Source organism: Escherichia sp. S10b, from assembly GCF_028421345.1.
In the GTDB taxonomy this organism is placed as follows: Bacteria; Pseudomonadota; Gammaproteobacteria; order Enterobacterales; family Enterobacteriaceae; genus ECMA0423.
Window position 1 is genome coordinate 155,489 of sequence record NZ_JAHZSO010000169.1, and the last position, 16,786, is coordinate 172,274.

Genomic DNA, 16,786 nt, shown 5'->3' on the forward strand with positions numbered 1-16,786 from the left:
CCCTCCTCCGGCATGAGCCTGACGACAACATAAACCAAGAGATTTCAAATGCTTTCAACACAATTTAACAGGGATAATCAATATCAAGCCATCACCAAACCGTCACTACTTGCCGGTTGCATAGCACTGGCACTATTACCTTCTGCCGCTTTTGCTGCACCAGCCACTGAAGAAACGGTGATTGTTGAGGGTTCAGCCACAGCTCCAGATGATGGCGAAAATGATTACAGCGTAACGTCTACCTCTGCGGGTACCAAAATGCAGATGACTCAACGTGATATTCCTCAGTCGGTCACTATTGTTAGCCAGCAGCGGATGGAAGATCAGCAGTTACAAACGCTGGGCGAAGTGATGGAAAACACGCAGGGGATCAGCAAAAGTCAGGCGGATTCCGATCGTGCTCTTTATTATTCCCGCGGATTCCAGATCGATAACTATATGGTTGATGGTATCCCCACCTATTTTGAATCGCGCTGGAATCTGGGCGACGCACTTTCTGATATGGCACTCTTTGAACGCGTAGAAGTAGTGCGTGGCGCGACAGGACTCATGACCGGGACGGGTAATCCATCTGCGGCAATTAATATGGTTCGAAAACACGCGACCAGTCGTGAATTTAAAGGCGATGTCTCGGCGGAATACGGTAGCTGGAACAAAGAACGGTATGTGGCGGATTTACAAAGCCCACTCACCGAAGACGGTAAAATCCGCGCGCGAATTGTCGGCGGCTACCAGAATAACGACTCATGGCTGGACCGCTACAACAGTGAAAAGACCTTCTTCTCCGGCATTGTCGATGCTGATTTAGGCGATCTTACGATGCTTTCAGCCGGTTACGAATATCAGCGCATTGATGTTAATAGCCCAACCTGGGGCGGTTTACCGCGCTGGAATACTGATGGCAGCAGCAACAGTTACGATCGCGCACGCAGTACCGCACCTGACTGGGCGTACAACGATAAAGAGATCAACAAGGTCTTTATGACCCTGAAGCAGCGGTTTGCTGATACCTGGCAAGCGACGCTGAATGCCACCCACTCTGAAGTCGAATTTGACAGCAAAATGATGTATGTCGATGCCTATGTAAACAAAGCGGATGGTATGCTGGTTGGGCCATACAGTAATTATGGACCTGGCTTTGATTATGTCGGCGGCACCGGTTGGAACAGTGGCAAACGTAAAGTTGATGCGCTGGATTTGTTCGCTGACGGTAGTTATGAATTGTTTGGTCGTCAGCACAATCTAATGTTTGGTGGCAGTTACAGCAAACAAAACAATCGTTACTTCAGTTCATGGGCCAACATCTTCCCGGATGAAATTGGCAGTTTCTACAACTTTAATGGCAATTTCCCACAAACCGACTGGTCACCACAGAGCCTGGCGCAGGACGATACCACACATATGAAATCGTTATATGCTGCCACTCGTGTCACCCTTGCCGATCCGCTGCATCTGATCCTCGGCGCACGTTATACCAACTGGCGGGTTGATACGCTGACTTACAGCATGGAGAAAAACCACACCACGCCTTACGCTGGTCTGGTGTTTGACATCAATGACAACTGGTCGACCTACGCCAGCTATACCTCTATTTTCCAGCCGCAAAATGATCGTGACAGTTCAGGCAAATATCTGGCTCCAATCACCGGTAACAACTACGAGCTGGGTCTGAAATCGGACTGGATGAATAGCCGTCTGACCACCACATTAGCCATCTTCCGTATTGAGCAGGATAATGTCGCTCAGTCCACCGGTACACCTATCCCCGGCAGCAACGGCGAAACCGCCTATAAAGCGGTGGATGGGACAGTCAGTAAAGGGGTGGAATTTGAACTCAACGGCGCAATTACCGACAACTGGCAGCTGACATTTGGCGCAACGCGCTATATTGCAGAGGATAACGAAGGAAACGCCGTTAATCCTAATCTGCCACGCACCACGGTTAAAATGTTCACCAGCTATCGGTTGCCTGTCATGCCAGAGTTGACAGTCGGCGGTGGTGTTAACTGGCAAAATCGCGTGTATACCGACACCGTGACACCGTATGGCACCTTCCGCGCCGAGCAAGGTAGCTACGCGCTGGTGGATCTCTTCACCCGCTACCAGGTGACGAAAAACTTCTCGTTACAGGGGAACGTCAATAACCTGTTCGACAAAACCTACGATACCAACGTGGAAGGTTCTATCGTCTACGGCGCACCGCGTAATTTCAGCATTACCGGCACGTATCAATTCTGAATAACACCTGTAAAAAAGGCAGCCATCTGGCTGCCTTAGTCTCCCCAACGTCTTACGGATTAGTGGTTACGGATGTACTCATCCATCTCGGTTTTCAGGTTATCGGATTTAGTACCGAAAATCGCCTGAACACCAGAACCAGCAACCACTACGCCCGCTGCGCCCAGTTTCTTCAGGCCGGCCTGATCCACTTTAGACACATCAGCAACGCTGACGCGCAGACGGGTAATACATGCGTCGAGGTTAGTAATGTTTTCTTTACCACCAAATGCAGCAACCAGAGCCGGTGCCATTTCGCTGGTACCTGTCGCTTTTGCATCTTCAGTCGCGTCTTCACGACCCGGCGTTTTCAGATCCAGTGCTTTAATCAGCACGCGGAAGATGGTGTAGTAAACAATCGCATAACCGATACCGACGATCGGGAACAGCCACAGTTTGCTGCTGTTACCAGACAGAACGATGAAGTCGATCAGACCGTGCGAGAACGACGTACCGTCACGCATCCCCAGAAGAATACAGATTGGGAATGCCAGGCCTGCCAGAATCGCGTGGATGATGTACAGGATCGGCGCAACGAACATGAAGGAGAACTCGATCGGCTCGGTGATACCGGTCAGGAACGAGGTCAGCGCCGCGGAAATCATAATACCGCCCACTTTCGCGCGGTTTTCTGGTTTAGCAGAGTGCCAGATAGCAATTGCGGCAGCTGGCAGACCGTACATTTTGAACAGGAAGCCACCAGACAGTTTACCCGCAGTCGGGTCACCCGCCATATAACGCGGAATGTCGCCGTGGAAAACCTGACCTGCTGCGTTGGTGTATTCACCAATCTGCATCTGGAAAGGTACGTTCCAGATGTGGTGCAGACCAAACGGTACCAGGCAACGTTCGATGAAACCGTAAATGCCAAACGCAACTACCGGGTTCTGGTAAGCAGCCCACTGAGAGAAGGTCTGGATTGCAGAACCAATCGGCGGCCAAATGAAGGACAGCACAACGCCAGTAAAGATGGCAGCCAGGCCAGAAATGATCGGCACAAAGCGTTTACCGGCAAAGAAGCCAAGATACTCAGGCAGCTTAATACGGTAGAAACGGTTAAACATGTACGCTGCGATCGCACCGGAGATAATCCCTCCGAGTACGCCAGTATCCGCCAGGTGTTTAGAGGCGATTTCTTCAGCAGGTAAATGCAGTACCAGTGGCGCAACCACGGCCATGGTTTTAACCATGATGCCATAGGCAACAACTGCGGCCAGCGCGGATACGCCATCGTTATTGGTAAAGCCGAGGGCGACACCGATCGCAAAAATCAGTGGCATGTTTGCAAAGACGGAACCGCCTGCTTCTGCCATAACATGCGATACAACGGCGGGCAGCCAGCTGAAATTCGCGGAACCGACGCCCAGCAGAATACCTGCGATAGGCAGTACGGATACCGGCAGCATCAGCGATTTACCGACCTTTTGCAGGTTAGCAAATGCATTCTTAAACATAATTGAGAGTGCTCCTGAGTATGGGTGCTTTTTTTACGTTCTCACGCGTGGCAAGGGGGGAGAGCCTCGCCGTGTACAGGGCATCTAAGCGCCCTTTATTTATTACACAGAGTAAAATAATTCAGTGCCAATTTGTTTGACAGCTATCACGTTTCAACTTCAGATCATTGGAGAAGTTGCACATTTTGACAAAACATATGTCACAATATTTCAAACGTGGTTATTCACCGCCCAATTTTCGGCGGTGAACTTTACTCGTTTTAGCCATTAATTACGAGCTTTAAAAAAACTCATTCAACGGATGGATTGAAGGCGGGAAGCGTCGATGTGAAACAGACGGGCGAAGTTATCGGTGGTTACCTGCGCCAGTTCTTCAACGGCAACACCTTTCAACACAGCCATGTATTCTGCAACGTCACGAACCATCGCAGGTTGATTCTCTTTTCCTCGATGCGGTACCGGCGCAAGGTAAGGTGAGTCAGTTTCCACCAGTAATCGATCCAGGGGGACATAACGCGCAGCATCGCGCAGTTGCTCCGCATTACGGAAGGTCACAATGCCGGAAAAGGAGATGTAAAATCCGAGATCCAGTAATTTACCCGCCGTTTCTCTGTCCTCTGTAAAACAGTGTAGTACGCCACCGCAATCCGTCACTTTTTCTTCGCGCAGAATTGCCAGCGTATCGGCACGGGCGTCACGGGTATGGACGATAACCGGCTTGTTCAGTTCACGACCAATCTGGATATGATGGATGAAGGACTCTTGCTGACGTACTTTAGTTTCCGGTGTGTAATAATAATCCAGCCCGGTTTCACCCAGCGCTACAACACCCTCTTCTGCCGCCAGACGGCGTAAATCTTCTACATCGTAGGGATCATTCTGGTTGAGTGGATGCACGCCACAAGAAAATACGACGTTGTCACGTTCGCCTACCAGATCTCGCATATGTAAATAACCCGGTAATGTTGTGGCGACTGCCAGACAAAATTTCACATCGCGTGCGGCGGCTTTCGCCAGAACGTCATCCACGTCCTTATGCAAAGATTCATAATCCAGACCATCGAGATGGCAGTGTGAGTCGACTAAAAACATGATGTCTCTCTTAAAGATGAGGAACCGGTAGCACAACGCCCGGTTGCAGGTAATGCTCAATACGCAGTAAAAGATCGGTGATGAGAAGCTCGCGGTTGATGCCTGTAACAGACATTAACTGTTCACGAATGTGGCAAACATCCCCCAGTATAGCCTGCAGGCGCGAGGGAGAAAGATGGTTTGCCAGTTCGGCGACCAGGCCCGGCACATCAACATTGGTCACCTGCGCAGCACCATGATGGCGTTTTAGCGCATCCATCAGCAACGTTGCCAGCCAGTGTAAACGCGCCGGAGCTTGTTCATGATTAAGGGCCGCTAGCAGCGAATACCAGTCGCCCGATGGCACGCTATATGCCAACGCCTGACACAATGTTTCACGAGCCTGCCAGTTATCTCCCTGAAACAACGCCAGTGCCGCGCCAGGCGAACCGGCGCTTAAGCGCAATGCGGCAAGTAATGCATCCTGTGACATTGTCACTTCGCGTGAAAGCCAGGTCACGGCGTACTGTTCCGGCGGCGGCGCAAGGTAATGTAACCGACAACGACTACGTAATGTTGCCAGTAAACGTTCAGGCTCGCGGGTAGCCAGGAAAAACCAGGTTTCTGCTGGTGGCTCTTCAAGCGTTTTCAGCAATGCGTTAGCCGCGGCGTCGGTCAGTAAGGCAGCATCGGTTACCCAGACAACTTTCGCACCACCTAGGCGTGCGTGCTCATTCAGCTTTTCGGTGACCTCACGTACCGCATCAATGCCCAGCATATTTTTCCCTTTTTCGGGAGCCAGGGTGTAGTAATCGGGATGCGTGCCAGCCTGCATCAACTGACATCCACGACAGTGACCGCAACTTTTGTGGCCCTGCGGTTGTTGGCAGAGTAAATAACGGCTCAGGGCGTAGATTAAAGCATCATCGCCCATGCCCGGTAACGCCTGAATGAGTAGCGCATGGTGACCTCTTCCGGCCTGATAGCTGGCTACCAGTTTTTCGAAATCAGGTCGTAACCATGGATACCATCTCATGCGTCCAACTCCTTAACCCAGTGGGTCACGGTAGTGCGGATTGCATCCATCACGGCCTCCAGCGGCTGGGTGGCATCAATGGTATGAATACTTTTATCTTGTGCAGCCAGTTCCAGATAGCGGGCGCGGGTGCGATTAAAGAAATCGAAAGACTCTTGCTCAATACGATCCAGCTCGCCGCGCGCACGCGCGCGTTTTAAGCCAACTTCCGGGGTAACATCGAGATAGAGCGTTAAGTCGGGGCGAAAATCCCCGAGAACAGCATCACGCAGTGTTGCCAGCATATGTTGGTCAATACCACGTCCTCCGCCCTGATACGCCTGAGTGGAGAGATCGTGGCGATCGCCAATCACCCAGGTGCCGTTAGCCAGAGCTGGTTTGATGACCGTTTCTACCAGTTGAACGCGCGCGGCATAAAACATCAGAACTTCGGCTTTATCGGTAATGACTTCATCGCCTACCGATTTGATATCCAGCACCAGGCTTCTTAACTTTTCGGCAAGTTGCGTACCGCCAGGTTCCCGAGTGAAAACCATGTCGCGGATACCCAGTTGCTCAAGCGTCTCAACCACCACATTACGCGCGGTAGTTTTGCCTGCGCCTTCCAGCCCCTCAATGACGATATACTTACTGCGCATTTTTTTCCTTAAGCACTTTCAGATAATCCTGCACAGACTTGTTATGGCTGGCAAGATTGGTATTAAACGTGTGACCACCTTTACCATCGGCCACAAAATAGAGATACGGCGTTTTTGCCGGATGCGCAGCAGCCTTCAGCGAATCCGCCCCCGGCGTAGCTATCGCACCCGGCGGCAAACCGGTAATGGTATAGGTGTTATACGCTGTCGGCGTTTCCAGGTCTGCACGAGAAAGTTTGCCATTATAACGCTCTCCCATCCCGTAAATCACGGTTGGGTCGGTCTGCAGGCGCATACCAATGCGTAAACGGTTGATAAATACCGAGGCAACCTGATCGCGTTCACTGGCAACGGCGGTTTCTTTTTCGATAATTGATGCCATCGTCACCAGCTGATTTTTATCTTTATAAGGCAGACCGTCCGCACGCCCTTCCCAGGCGCTATCGACCGCTTTCACCATTTTCTTGTGCGCTCGCTTGAGTAACGCGACATCGGTGGTATTGGCGGTATACATCCAGGTGTCTGGCCAGAACCAACCTTCAATCCACTCCGGGTTTTCCAGTTCAAGTGCCTGCGCTACGGTGGCGTACTTATCGTCGCTCAGCGTATGCTTGATATACGGGGCCTCACGCAATTGCTTGAGGTAATCGCTCAGACGCATCCCTTCTACCAGTCGCAGAGGGAACTGTGCTTCTTTACCGCTTTCCAGCAACTTCAGCATCTCGCGCACGGTCATCTGCGGTGTAAAGCGGTAAGTCCCGGCTTTAAAGTGAGAAAGATCCGGTTCGATACGCAGCAGCCATTGAAAAACCCGTGGGCGATTGATGATCTTATCAGCATAAAGCTGTTCACCGAGCGCCAGACGTCCGGTCCCTGGCTTCAGGGTAAATATCGTCTCTTCTTTGATAAGCAATTTGCTGTCGGCAAGATGGCGAACCTTCCAGACGCCCACACCAGCGGCGATACCCAGTACCACCAGCAATAACAAGATTATCAATAACACTTTTTTCATGACTAATTCGGGCGCTCACAAAGTGGGGCTAAATATTCATATAACGTTGCTGACGAAAAGGAGACATCGCCACAGGCACGTACGGGCATCACTGGCATTAACGCATTACAAATAACCATCTCATCTGCCTGCAACGCCTCTTCCAGAGAAGCTTGCACTTCGACAAGCTGATAAGAGGATTGTGCCAGCAAACGGATACAGAATTGTCGCATAATGCCGTTAACACCTGCCTGATCCAGTCGCGGCGTATAAACTACGTTGCCCTTCCGCCAGAACAAATTAGCCGCACAGCATTCCGTAACCCACCCTTCGCTGTCAAGGACCAGCGCCTCATCAGCGTTTGTCTGCTCAAGATGAGAGCGAATCAATACTTGCTCAAGACGATTGAGATGTTTAATACCTGCAAGATGAGGATTGCGCCCCAGCCGCACCGGGCTTAGCGCCAACGTCATCCCCTCGTTACGCAAACGGTCGTAATGTGCAGGATAAGCCGTAACGGAGAGAATCCGCGTTGCCGGTCCACTGTTCAATGTGCTGTACCCTCGCCCGCCACTACCGCGACTGATCACGACTTTCAGTACACCATTTTGCTGTTCTGCTGCCAGCGTTTTCATCTCTTGTTCAAGCTGTGGCCAGAAGTCACAGGAAATCATCAACCGCTGACAAGCATCCTGTAGTCGCTGGATATGCGCCGATAACAAACTGACTTTACCGTCGATAACTCTGGCGGTGGTAAAACAACCATCACCAAACTGCGTTGCCCGATCGCTTACTGCCAGCGATTCCTGCTTATAACCGTTAATTAAGAACATACCGGCTCCTTATCAGAGAATTGTTAGTGTGGCAGCATGTTCACTACGGAACAAGTCGGAATAAAAGCTAAGAAAAAAGGCCCGCAAGCGGACCTTTTATAAGGGTGGAAAATGACAACTTAGATCTTTTTAAAGATCAAAGAACCATTAGTGCCACCGAAGCCGAAGGAGTTACACAGCGTGTATTCCATTCCGCTGACCTGACGTGCTTCATGCGGTACGAAATCCAGATCGCAACCTTCATCCGGGTTATCCAGGTTGATGGTTGGCGGAACAGCCTGATCGCGCAGCGCCAGGATGGAGTAGATAGATTCTACTGCACCCGCCGCACCTAACAGATGACCGGTCATAGATTTCGTGGAGCTTACCAACACACGGCTTGCAGCTTCACCGAAGATGGTTTTCACCGCCTGCGCTTCAGCTTTATCGCCAGCCGGCGTAGAAGTACCGTGCGCGTTAACGTAGCCAATCTGACTCGCTTCAATGCCTGCATCACGCAGAGCATTTGCCATTGCCAGAGCTGCGCCTGCGCCATTTTCTGGCGGTGACGTCATATGATAAGCATCGCTGCTCATACCAAAGCCGACGAGTTCAGCGTAAATTTTCGCACCGCGTTTTTTCGCGTGTTCGTACTCTTCAAGTACCAGCATACCGGCACCATCGCCCAGTACGAAGCCATCACGCTCTTTATCCCACGGGCGGCTCGCCGCTTGCGGGTTATCATTGCGGGTAGATAATGCACGTGCCGCGCCAAAACCACCAACACCCAGCGGCGTACTGGCTTTCTCTGCGCCACCTGCAACCATCACGTCAGCATCGCCATACGCGATAATACGCGCAGCATGACCAATGTTGTGCACGCCGGAAGTACAGGCGGTCGCGATAGAGATGCTTGGGCCACGCAGGCCATACATGATAGTCAGATGACCTGCCACCATGTTCACAATCGTTGACGGAACGAAGAATGGGCTGATCTTACGTGGACCACCGTTCATCAGAGATGTGTGGTTTTCTTCGATCAGTCCGAGGCCGCCAATCCCGGAGCCAATTGCGGCACCAATGCGGGTTGCGTTCTCTTCCGTTATTTCAAGGCCAGAATCCTGCATGGCCTGAACGCCAGCGACAATTCCATATTGAATGAAGGCATCCATCTTGCGCTGTTCTTTGCGCGAGATAATGTCCTCACAGTTAAAATCCTTTACTAAGCCAGCAAATTTCGTTGCATAGGCGCTAGTATCGAAATGGTCGATTAGGCTGATGCCACTCTGACCGGCAAGCAGAGCTTTCCAGGTAGACTCTACGGTATTGCCGACAGGAGACAACATGCCCAGTCCGGTCACAACTACACGACGCTTAGACACGTTTGTCCTCCAGGGAGGGAAAAAATGATTCTAGTGGGACAAAAAGATAAAACTCAGGCGGTCGAACGACCGCCTGGAGATGTTCACTTACGCCTGGTGGCCGTTGATGTAATCAATGGCAGCCTGAACGGTGGTGATTTTCTCAGCTTCTTCGTCCGGAATCTCAGTATCAAACTCTTCTTCCAGAGCCATTACCAGCTCAACGGTGTCAAGAGAATCCGCGCCCAGGTCTTCAACGAAAGAAGCATTGTTGGTAACTTCTTCCTGCTTAACGCCCAGCTGTTCGCCGATAATTTTCTTAACGCGTTCTTCGATAGTGCTCATACTCTTAAATTTCCTATCAAAACTCGCTTTCGCGATGGTTTTCGTAGTGTATAAAATGTTGAAAAATTTGCAACTAAATCCCGGCAGGTCTTACCACGATTTTACGTTATTTTGAGGCCTTACCCCCCAATAACGCAAATCATTTTGCACTAATTATTACTCATAACCACGCAGACTGCGCGCAACATGAGCATTTTGTGCAAATCGCGGTCAGACCATGTACATCCCGCCGTTCACATGCAAAGTTTCACCCGTGATGTAAGCTGCTTCGTCGGATGCCAGGAATGCAACCGCGTTGGCGATTTCCTGTGCGCCGCCGAGGCGACCCGCAGGAACCTGCGCCAGGATACCCGCACGCTGGTCATCGCTCAGCGCACGTGTCATGTCCGTTTCAATAAAGCCCGGAGCAACAACGTTTACAGTAATACCGCGTGACGCAACTTCGCGCGCCAGTGATTTACTGAAGCCGATCAAGCCCGCTTTCGCCGCAGCGTAGTTGGCCTGACCGCCATTTCCCATGGTACCAACCACAGAACCGATAGTGATAATACGACCATGACGCTTTTTCATCATAGCGCGCATTACCGCTTTTGACAGACGGAAAACAGATGAAAGGTTGGTTTCGATAATATCGTTCCACTCTTCATCTTTCATTCGCATTAACAGGTTATCACGAGTGATACCGGCATTATTGACCAGGATATCCACTTCACCAAATTCTGCGCGAATTTTTTCCAGAACAGATTCGATAGATGCCGGGTCGGTCACATTCAACATCAGCCCTTTGCCGTTAGCACCTAAATAATCACTGATCGCCTGAGCGCCATTTTCACTGGTCGCAGTGCCAATAACTTTCGCGCCACGGGCTGCGAGCGTTTCAGCAATTGCGCGGCCAATTCCGCGGCTTGCACCGGTTACCAGTGCGATTTTTCCTTCAAAATTCATGATTTTCCTCTTTTAAAGCTCGAGCGCCGCTGCCATCGCTGAAGGTTCGTTCAGCGCCGAGGCGGTCAGGGTGTCGACAATGCGTTTCGTCAGGCCAGTTAGCACTTTGCCCGGGCCGACTTCATAGAGATGTTCTACGCCTTGCGCTGCCATGTACTCAACAGACTTCGTCCACTGAACCGGGTTATACAACTGACGTACCAGTGCGTCACGAATGGCATCACCATTGGTTTCGCATTTCACATCAACGTTATTCACAACAGGAACTGTTGGTGCGTTAAAGGTGATTTTCGCTAATTCTACTGCCAGTTTGTCGGCTGCTGGTTTCATCAGCGCACAGTGAGACGGTACGCTCACTGGTAACGGCAGCGCGCGTTTTGCGCCCGCAGCTTTACAGGCAGCGCCAGCACGCTCAACCGCCTCTTTATGACCGGCAATAACCACCTGTCCCGGAGAGTTAAAGTTTACCGGAGAAACGACCTGACCTTCTGCAGCTTCTTCACACGCTTTCGCAATAGACGCATCATCCAGACCGATGATTGCCGCCATAGCGCCCGTGCCTTCCGGTACGGCTTCTTGCATGAACTTGCCGCGCATCTCAACCAGACGCACCGCATCAGCGAAATCAATCACACCAGCGCAAACCAGCGCGGAGTATTCCCCCAGGCTGTGACCGGCCATCATTGCCGGTGCTTTACCGCCCTGCTGCTGCCATACGCGGTACAGCGCAACAGATGCAGTCAACAGCGCTGGCTGGGTTTGCCAGGTTTTATTCAGTTCTTCAGCTGGCCCCTGCTGGGTCAGCGCCCACAGGTCGTAGCCCAGCGCCGCAGAAGCTTCAGCAAACGTTTCTTCGACAATTGGATAGCTCGCCGCCATATCAGCCAGCATTCCAACGGTTTGAGAACCCTGTCCAGGGAACACAAATGCAAATTGCGTCATGTTTTAATCCTTATCCTAGAAACGAACCAGCGCGGAGCCCCAGGTGAATCCACCGCCAAAGGCTTCAAGCAGAACCAACTGCCCCGGCTTAATGCGCCCGTCGCGTACAGCTTCATCCAGCGCGCACGGGACAGAGGCCGCAGAGGTATTACCGTGGCGATCCAGCGTCACCACGACATTGTCCATAGACATACCGAGTTTTTTCGCCGTTGCACTGATAATACGCAGGTTAGCCTGATGCGGAACCAGCCAGTCCAGTTGAGAACGGTCAAGATTATTCGCCGCCAGCGTCTCATCAACGATGTGCGCCAGTTCCGTTACCGCAACCTTGAAGACTTCGTTGCCCGCCATCGTCAGATGAATTGAATTCTCTGGATTCACGCGGTCGGCGTTTGGCAGCGTCAGCAATTCACCATAACTACCGTCGGCATGCAGATGGGTGGAGATGATTCCCGGCTCTTCAGAGGCAGCCAGCACCGCAGCGCCCGCGCCATCGCCAAAAATAATAATAGTCCCACGATCTGTTGGATCGCAGGTGCGCGCCAGTACATCGGAACCGACGACCAGAGCATACTTCACCGCCCCAGATTTCACGTATTGATCGGCTACGCTTAATGCATAGGTGAAACCTGCGCAGGCTGCTGCAACGTCAAATGCCGGGCAACCTTTAATGCCCAACATGCTTTGAATCTGACAAGCTGCGCTCGGGAAAGCGTGCGTAGCAGAAGTCGTTGCCACAACGATCAGGCCAATCTGGTCTTTCTCAATGCCCGCCATCTCAATTGCGCGTGTCGCCGCTTCAAAGCCCATGGTTGAAACGGTTTCGTTTGGCGCGGCAATGTGGCGTTCGCGGATACCGGTACGAGTGACAATCCACTCGTCAGAGGTGTCCACCATTTTTTCCAAATCGGCGTTTGTCCGCACTTGTTCGGGCAGATAGCTGCCAGTACCAATAATCTTCGTATACATGTACGCTCAGTCACTTTTCGGTTATATACCGTCACTTGCAAACTGCGAGTTCGCTGGCAGCGTCCTGCTACCGCAGAGTTCCGCTTTTGCCACCGTCCAGCAGCTCAAAACCAGCTGGGTATACAGATTCCAGGCGAGCGGCAATTCGCTGAGGAACTTGTCGCTGCACCGCCTGCACTGCCTGTTCAATCGCGACCGCAAAAGCTCGCTGATTGGCTGCACCATGACTTTTTATCACCGTGCCGCGCAATCCTAACAGACAGGCGCCGTTATACTGGTCGGGGTTGAGGTGACTGAATCGCCTCGTCAGGCTCTTTTGTAGCCAACGCTTTAATAACAGTAGCCACCACGACCGTTTTTTCCCTTCACCCTGAGATTTCAGCAGAGAAAGGAACATCCTGACAACACCTTCCATCGTCTTTAACGTGACATTTCCTGTAAAGCCGTCACAAACCAGCACATCTGTCTTGCCAGTTAACAACTCATTGGCTTCAAGATAGCCGATATAATTGATAGAAGGGATTGTTTTAAGCACCGCTGAGGCATCCCGAATACTGTCGAGACCCTTTACTTCTTCTTCACCAATATTGAGCAACGCCACGCGAGGATTGGGAATTTCCACCACCTCTTCAGCCAGAACTGAGCCCATAATGGCAAATTGCACCAACATTGTGCTGTCACAATCGACGTTGGCCCCTAAATCGAGGACCACCGTTTTGCCCTTTTGCTGATGTGGTAATACCGTCACCAGCGCCGGACGCTCAATCCCCTCCAGGGGCTTGAGTAATAATTTTGCCAGCCCCATCAGTGCCCCGGTATTACCGGCACTGACACAGGCTTGCGCTCGACCTTCTTTCACCAGCTCCAGGGCCATACGCATTGAACTCCCACGACTGGCGCGGATAGCTTGCGAAGGCCGGGCATCACTGGCGATAACTGACTGCGCAGGAATAATCTGCAGACGCGAACGTTGTTCAAAGTCAGCTTTAGCAAGTAATGGCGTGATGGCGTCGGGATTGCCGACTAAAAGAAGAGTGAGTTGCGAATTAGAATTCAGTGCCTGCAATGCTGCAGGCACTGTCACGGAAGGGCCAAAATCCCCTCCCATGACATCTAACGCCAGGGTTAGACGTGTCAAGGTATCGTCGCCGCCCGGTTTGGTCTTTCCCCAGTTGCCTGGGGAAAATCCTCACTAAGCTTCATCACGCAGACGCGTGATTACTTAGCGATGACCTTGCGGCCGCGGTAGTAACCGTCGGCAGTGATGTGGTGACGCAGGTGTTTTTCACCAGAAGTTTTGTCTACAGACAGGCTGGTGACTGCGGTCAGCGCGTCATGGGAACGACGCATGCCACGTTTGGAACGGGTTGGTTTATTCTGTTGTACGGCCATGGACCTTACTCCTCAATTACGGTTTATCCCCGATCCAACGGGGAGCACCAATTACTTACGCTTTAAGCTGGCTAATACGGCAAATGGGTTTGGCTTTTGCACTTCTTCAGGCAGTTCACCAAAGACCATGTCCGCTTCGGACACTTCACAGTGTTCAGAATCATGCACCGGAACTACCGGCAAGGCGAGGATGATTTCATCTTCAACCATTGCAAGCAGATCGATTTCACCGAATTCGTTAACCTCAATCGGTTCATACGCTTCCGGCAGTGCTTCAGCCTGTTCGTCTGAACGCACAGGACTAAAACAATACGTTGTGTAGACCTGATGAGTAAACGGCTTCCCGCAACGCTGACACTCGAGCGTTACCGTCACCTTCGCATCGCCGTTTAACACTGCGAGACGTTGGTTATCGATAGCGAACGACATGGAGCATTCCACATCACTGTCCACACTGACTACGGATTCGGCGACGCGCTCAACCTGATCAGGGGTATAGATACCCTGGTAATCAAGGCGTTTTTGAGCCGTACGAACCGGATCGAGAGTCAGGGGTAATTTTACCTTTTGCATAGGGCGCGCATATTAACTTTGTAACGTCATAGAGTCAAAGAAAAAGGCAGCCTGTGGTTGCCTTTTGCCAATAATTCGCACACATTGCGGGTTACTGCTTTATTTTCGTTCAGTGCTGATAACGAACATCAACCTGCAAAACGAAGCGCATAGTTTAAAATGGCTATCATCAATACGCTATATCTGATGGAAAAAAATATGCCTAAACTTATTTTAGCCTCCACCTCGCCATGGCGTCGCGCTCTTCTGGAAAAACTGCAAATCTCTTTTGAATGTGCAGCACCAGAGGTCGACGAAACCCCACGCAGCGACGAATCACCGCGACAGTTGGTGCTTCGACTGGCACAAGAAAAAGCACAATCCCTTGCGTCACGTTATCCGGATCATTTAATTATTGGTTCAGACCAGGTATGTGTTCTTGATGGCGAAATCACCGGTAAACCGTTAACGGAAGAAAATGCCCGTCTGCAATTACGCAAAGCCAGCGGCAATATCGTCACCTTCTATACTGGACTGGCGTTGTTTAATTCGGCGAATGGGCATCTGCAAACAGAAGTGGAGCCTTTTGACGTCCATTTCCGTCACCTGAGCGAGGCGGAGATTGATAATTATGTGCGTAAGGAGCATCCCCTGCACTGCGCGGGTAGCTTTAAGAGTGAAGGATTTGGCATTACGCTGTTTGAGCGTTTAGAGGGGCGTGACCCTAACACGCTGGTTGGTTTACCGCTAATCGCGCTGTGTCAGATGTTACGTCGGGAAGGGAAAAACCCGCTGATGGGATAGTTGTTTGCGCCGGATGCGGTTACGTCGCATCCGGCAATCGGTGCTGGCGGCCTGAGGCGGCGTAAACGCCTTATCAGGCCAACCGCCCATTATTAGGCTTATATGTTTGTATCAGTGCGCGTTACGCAGCTTTTGCAAACAACGCTTCAAACCATCATCCATCGGCGCTTCGATACGCATCACCTCACCGGTCCCCGGATGGGTAAACTTCAACGCTGCGGCGTGCAGGAACAGACGATTTAATCCCGTGCCTGCTTCAGTGAGCTGTCTGTCAAATTCACGGTCACCGTAGCGATCGTCAAAGGCAATCGGATGACCCGCATACTGTGTATGCACACGGATCTGATGAGTACGCCCTGTTACCGGGCTACAACGCACCAGGGTGGCAAATGCATAGCGTTCTTCCACTTTAAAGCGTGTTTCCGACGGTTTGCCTTCCTGACTCACACGCACGATACGTTCGCCGCTTTGCAGAATATTTTTCAGTAACGGTGCTTGAACGCTCTTCACATGCGACTGCCACTGACCGCGCACCAGCGCCAGGTAATCTTTTTGCATCCCTTTTTCACGTAATTGCTCATGCAGAGAACGCAACGCCGAGCGTTTTTTCGCTACCAGCAACACACCTGAAGTGTCCCGGTCGAGACGATGAACCAGTTCAAGGAACCGCGCTTCCGGGCGCAACGCCCGCAAACCTTCAATAACGCCGAAGCTTAAACCGCTGCCGCCATGTACCGCCGTACCGGAAGGTTTATTCAGCACCAGGATATGATCATCTTCATATAAGATGACGTCCGCCAGCGCCGCCACCTTTTGCAGATGTGGCGAAACCGCCTCTTCTTCCCGCTCAGCAACGCGAACCGGTGGAATACGCACCTCATCACCCGCTTCGAGTTTATATTCAGGCTTAATACGTTTTTTGTTCACCCGCACTTCGCCTTTACGCAAAATACGGTAAATCATACTTTTTGGTACGCCTTTCAATTGGGTACGCAAAAAGTTATCGATACGTTGCCCCGCTTCGTCAGCGGTGATAGCAACAATTTTTACGGATGGAGTCTCTGTTTTCATGGTTGGCGATTCTAATTAGCCAACAGGATTCGCGCCACTCATTTTTCTATGCTTATATTTACTTTTGCACCTTATTACTTCACTGCGTGATCACTTTATTGATGGTTATTAAACCAATCACCAGCA

Annotated in this window: 17 protein-coding genes; 2 read left to right on the top strand and 15 right to left on the bottom strand. The window is 51.3% G+C overall.

Going from position 1 to position 16,786, the window contains the following annotated elements; genetic code table 11:
- The first annotated feature begins 48 nt into the window (after positions 1 to 48).
- The gene (gene fhuE, locus FTE26_RS18855; protein ID WP_000953465.1) at positions 49 to 2,238 is read left to right on the top strand and encodes a ferric-rhodotorulic acid/ferric-coprogen receptor FhuE; all 2,190 of its coding nucleotides are present in this window, start codon (positions 49 to 51) and stop codon (positions 2,236 to 2,238) included.
- A gap of 59 nt (positions 2,239 to 2,297) precedes the next feature.
- Here fhuE and ptsG read toward each other — a convergent pair whose 3' ends face one another.
- The 14 genes from ptsG to yceD form a co-directional block, all read right to left on the bottom strand.
- Positions 2,298 to 3,731, bottom strand: a complete 1,434-nt coding sequence (gene ptsG, locus FTE26_RS18860) for a PTS glucose transporter subunit IIBC (protein ID WP_000475719.1) — start codon at positions 3,729 to 3,731, stop codon at positions 2,298 to 2,300.
- Between the two features lie 294 nt (positions 3,732 to 4,025).
- On the bottom strand, positions 4,026 to 4,823 hold the full coding sequence (locus FTE26_RS18865; RefSeq protein ID WP_000480245.1) for a metal-dependent hydrolase: 798 nt from the start codon (positions 4,821 to 4,823) through the stop codon (positions 4,026 to 4,028).
- Positions 4,824 to 4,833: 10 nt separating this feature from the next.
- On the bottom strand, positions 4,834 to 5,838 hold the full coding sequence (holB, locus tag FTE26_RS18870) for a DNA polymerase III subunit delta' (protein ID WP_001267931.1): 1,005 nt from the start codon (positions 5,836 to 5,838) through the stop codon (positions 4,834 to 4,836).
- Positions 5,835 to 6,476, bottom strand: coding sequence for a dTMP kinase (gene tmk, locus FTE26_RS18875; RefSeq protein WP_001257000.1), 642 nt, complete (start codon positions 6,474 to 6,476; stop codon positions 5,835 to 5,837). Before tmk ends, holB begins: the two co-directional genes overlap by 4 nt.
- Positions 6,466 to 7,488, bottom strand: a complete 1,023-nt coding sequence (yceG, locus tag FTE26_RS18880; protein WP_000756838.1) for a cell division protein YceG — start codon at positions 7,486 to 7,488, stop codon at positions 6,466 to 6,468. The genes tmk and yceG overlap by 11 nt, the downstream gene beginning before the upstream one ends.
- A 2-nt stretch (positions 7,489 to 7,490) precedes the next feature.
- A complete protein-coding gene (gene pabC / locus FTE26_RS18885; RefSeq protein ID WP_000478706.1) occupies positions 7,491 to 8,300 on the bottom strand; it encodes an aminodeoxychorismate lyase in 810 nt (269 codons plus the stop codon).
- Positions 8,301 to 8,419: 119 nt separating this feature from the next.
- The gene (fabF, locus tag FTE26_RS18890; protein ID WP_000044679.1) at positions 8,420 to 9,661 is read right to left on the bottom strand and encodes a beta-ketoacyl-ACP synthase II; all 1,242 of its coding nucleotides are present in this window, start codon (positions 9,659 to 9,661) and stop codon (positions 8,420 to 8,422) included.
- 87 nt (positions 9,662 to 9,748) lie between these two features.
- A complete protein-coding gene (acpP, locus tag FTE26_RS18895) occupies positions 9,749 to 9,985 on the bottom strand; it encodes an acyl carrier protein (RefSeq protein ID WP_000103754.1) in 237 nt (78 codons plus the stop codon).
- 210 nt (positions 9,986 to 10,195) lie between these two features.
- Positions 10,196 to 10,930 carry a 3-oxoacyl-ACP reductase FabG gene (gene fabG, locus FTE26_RS18900; protein WP_001008535.1) on the bottom strand — a complete coding sequence of 245 codons (735 nt, stop codon included), beginning with the start codon at positions 10,928 to 10,930 and terminating at the stop codon, positions 10,196 to 10,198.
- 12 nt (positions 10,931 to 10,942) lie between these two features.
- Entirely contained in the window at positions 10,943 to 11,872 is a 930-nt protein-coding gene (gene fabD / locus FTE26_RS18905; protein WP_000191372.1) for an ACP S-malonyltransferase, read from the bottom strand.
- Between the two features lie 15 nt (positions 11,873 to 11,887).
- Positions 11,888 to 12,841 (bottom strand): beta-ketoacyl-ACP synthase III, encoded by a 954-nt coding sequence (gene fabH / locus FTE26_RS18910; protein WP_000288132.1) that lies wholly within the window; start codon positions 12,839 to 12,841, stop codon positions 11,888 to 11,890.
- Positions 12,842 to 12,908: 67 nt separating this feature from the next.
- Entirely contained in the window at positions 12,909 to 13,979 is a 1,071-nt protein-coding gene (plsX, locus tag FTE26_RS18915; protein WP_000197568.1) for a phosphate acyltransferase PlsX, read from the bottom strand.
- An 80-nt stretch (positions 13,980 to 14,059) separates the two neighbouring features.
- Positions 14,060 to 14,233 carry a 50S ribosomal protein L32 gene (gene rpmF, locus FTE26_RS18920; RefSeq protein WP_000290727.1) on the bottom strand — a complete coding sequence of 58 codons (174 nt, stop codon included), beginning with the start codon at positions 14,231 to 14,233 and terminating at the stop codon, positions 14,060 to 14,062.
- A 51-nt stretch (positions 14,234 to 14,284) separates the two neighbouring features.
- Positions 14,285 to 14,806 (bottom strand): 23S rRNA accumulation protein YceD, encoded by a 522-nt coding sequence (gene yceD, locus FTE26_RS18925; protein WP_001174482.1) that lies wholly within the window; start codon positions 14,804 to 14,806, stop codon positions 14,285 to 14,287.
- 198 nt (positions 14,807 to 15,004) lie between these two features.
- Here yceD and yceF point away from each other — a divergent pair, with 198 nt between their 5' ends.
- Positions 15,005 to 15,589 carry a 7-methyl-GTP pyrophosphatase gene (yceF, locus tag FTE26_RS18930; RefSeq protein ID WP_001125202.1) on the top strand — a complete coding sequence of 195 codons (585 nt, stop codon included), beginning with the start codon at positions 15,005 to 15,007 and terminating at the stop codon, positions 15,587 to 15,589.
- Between the two features lie 111 nt (positions 15,590 to 15,700).
- On the opposite strand, the gene rluC is transcribed toward yceF, so the two are convergent.
- Positions 15,701 to 16,660 carry a 23S rRNA pseudouridine(955/2504/2580) synthase RluC gene (rluC, locus tag FTE26_RS18935; protein ID WP_000846341.1) on the bottom strand — a complete coding sequence of 320 codons (960 nt, stop codon included), beginning with the start codon at positions 16,658 to 16,660 and terminating at the stop codon, positions 15,701 to 15,703.
- Positions 16,661 to 16,786 lie beyond the last annotated feature (126 nt).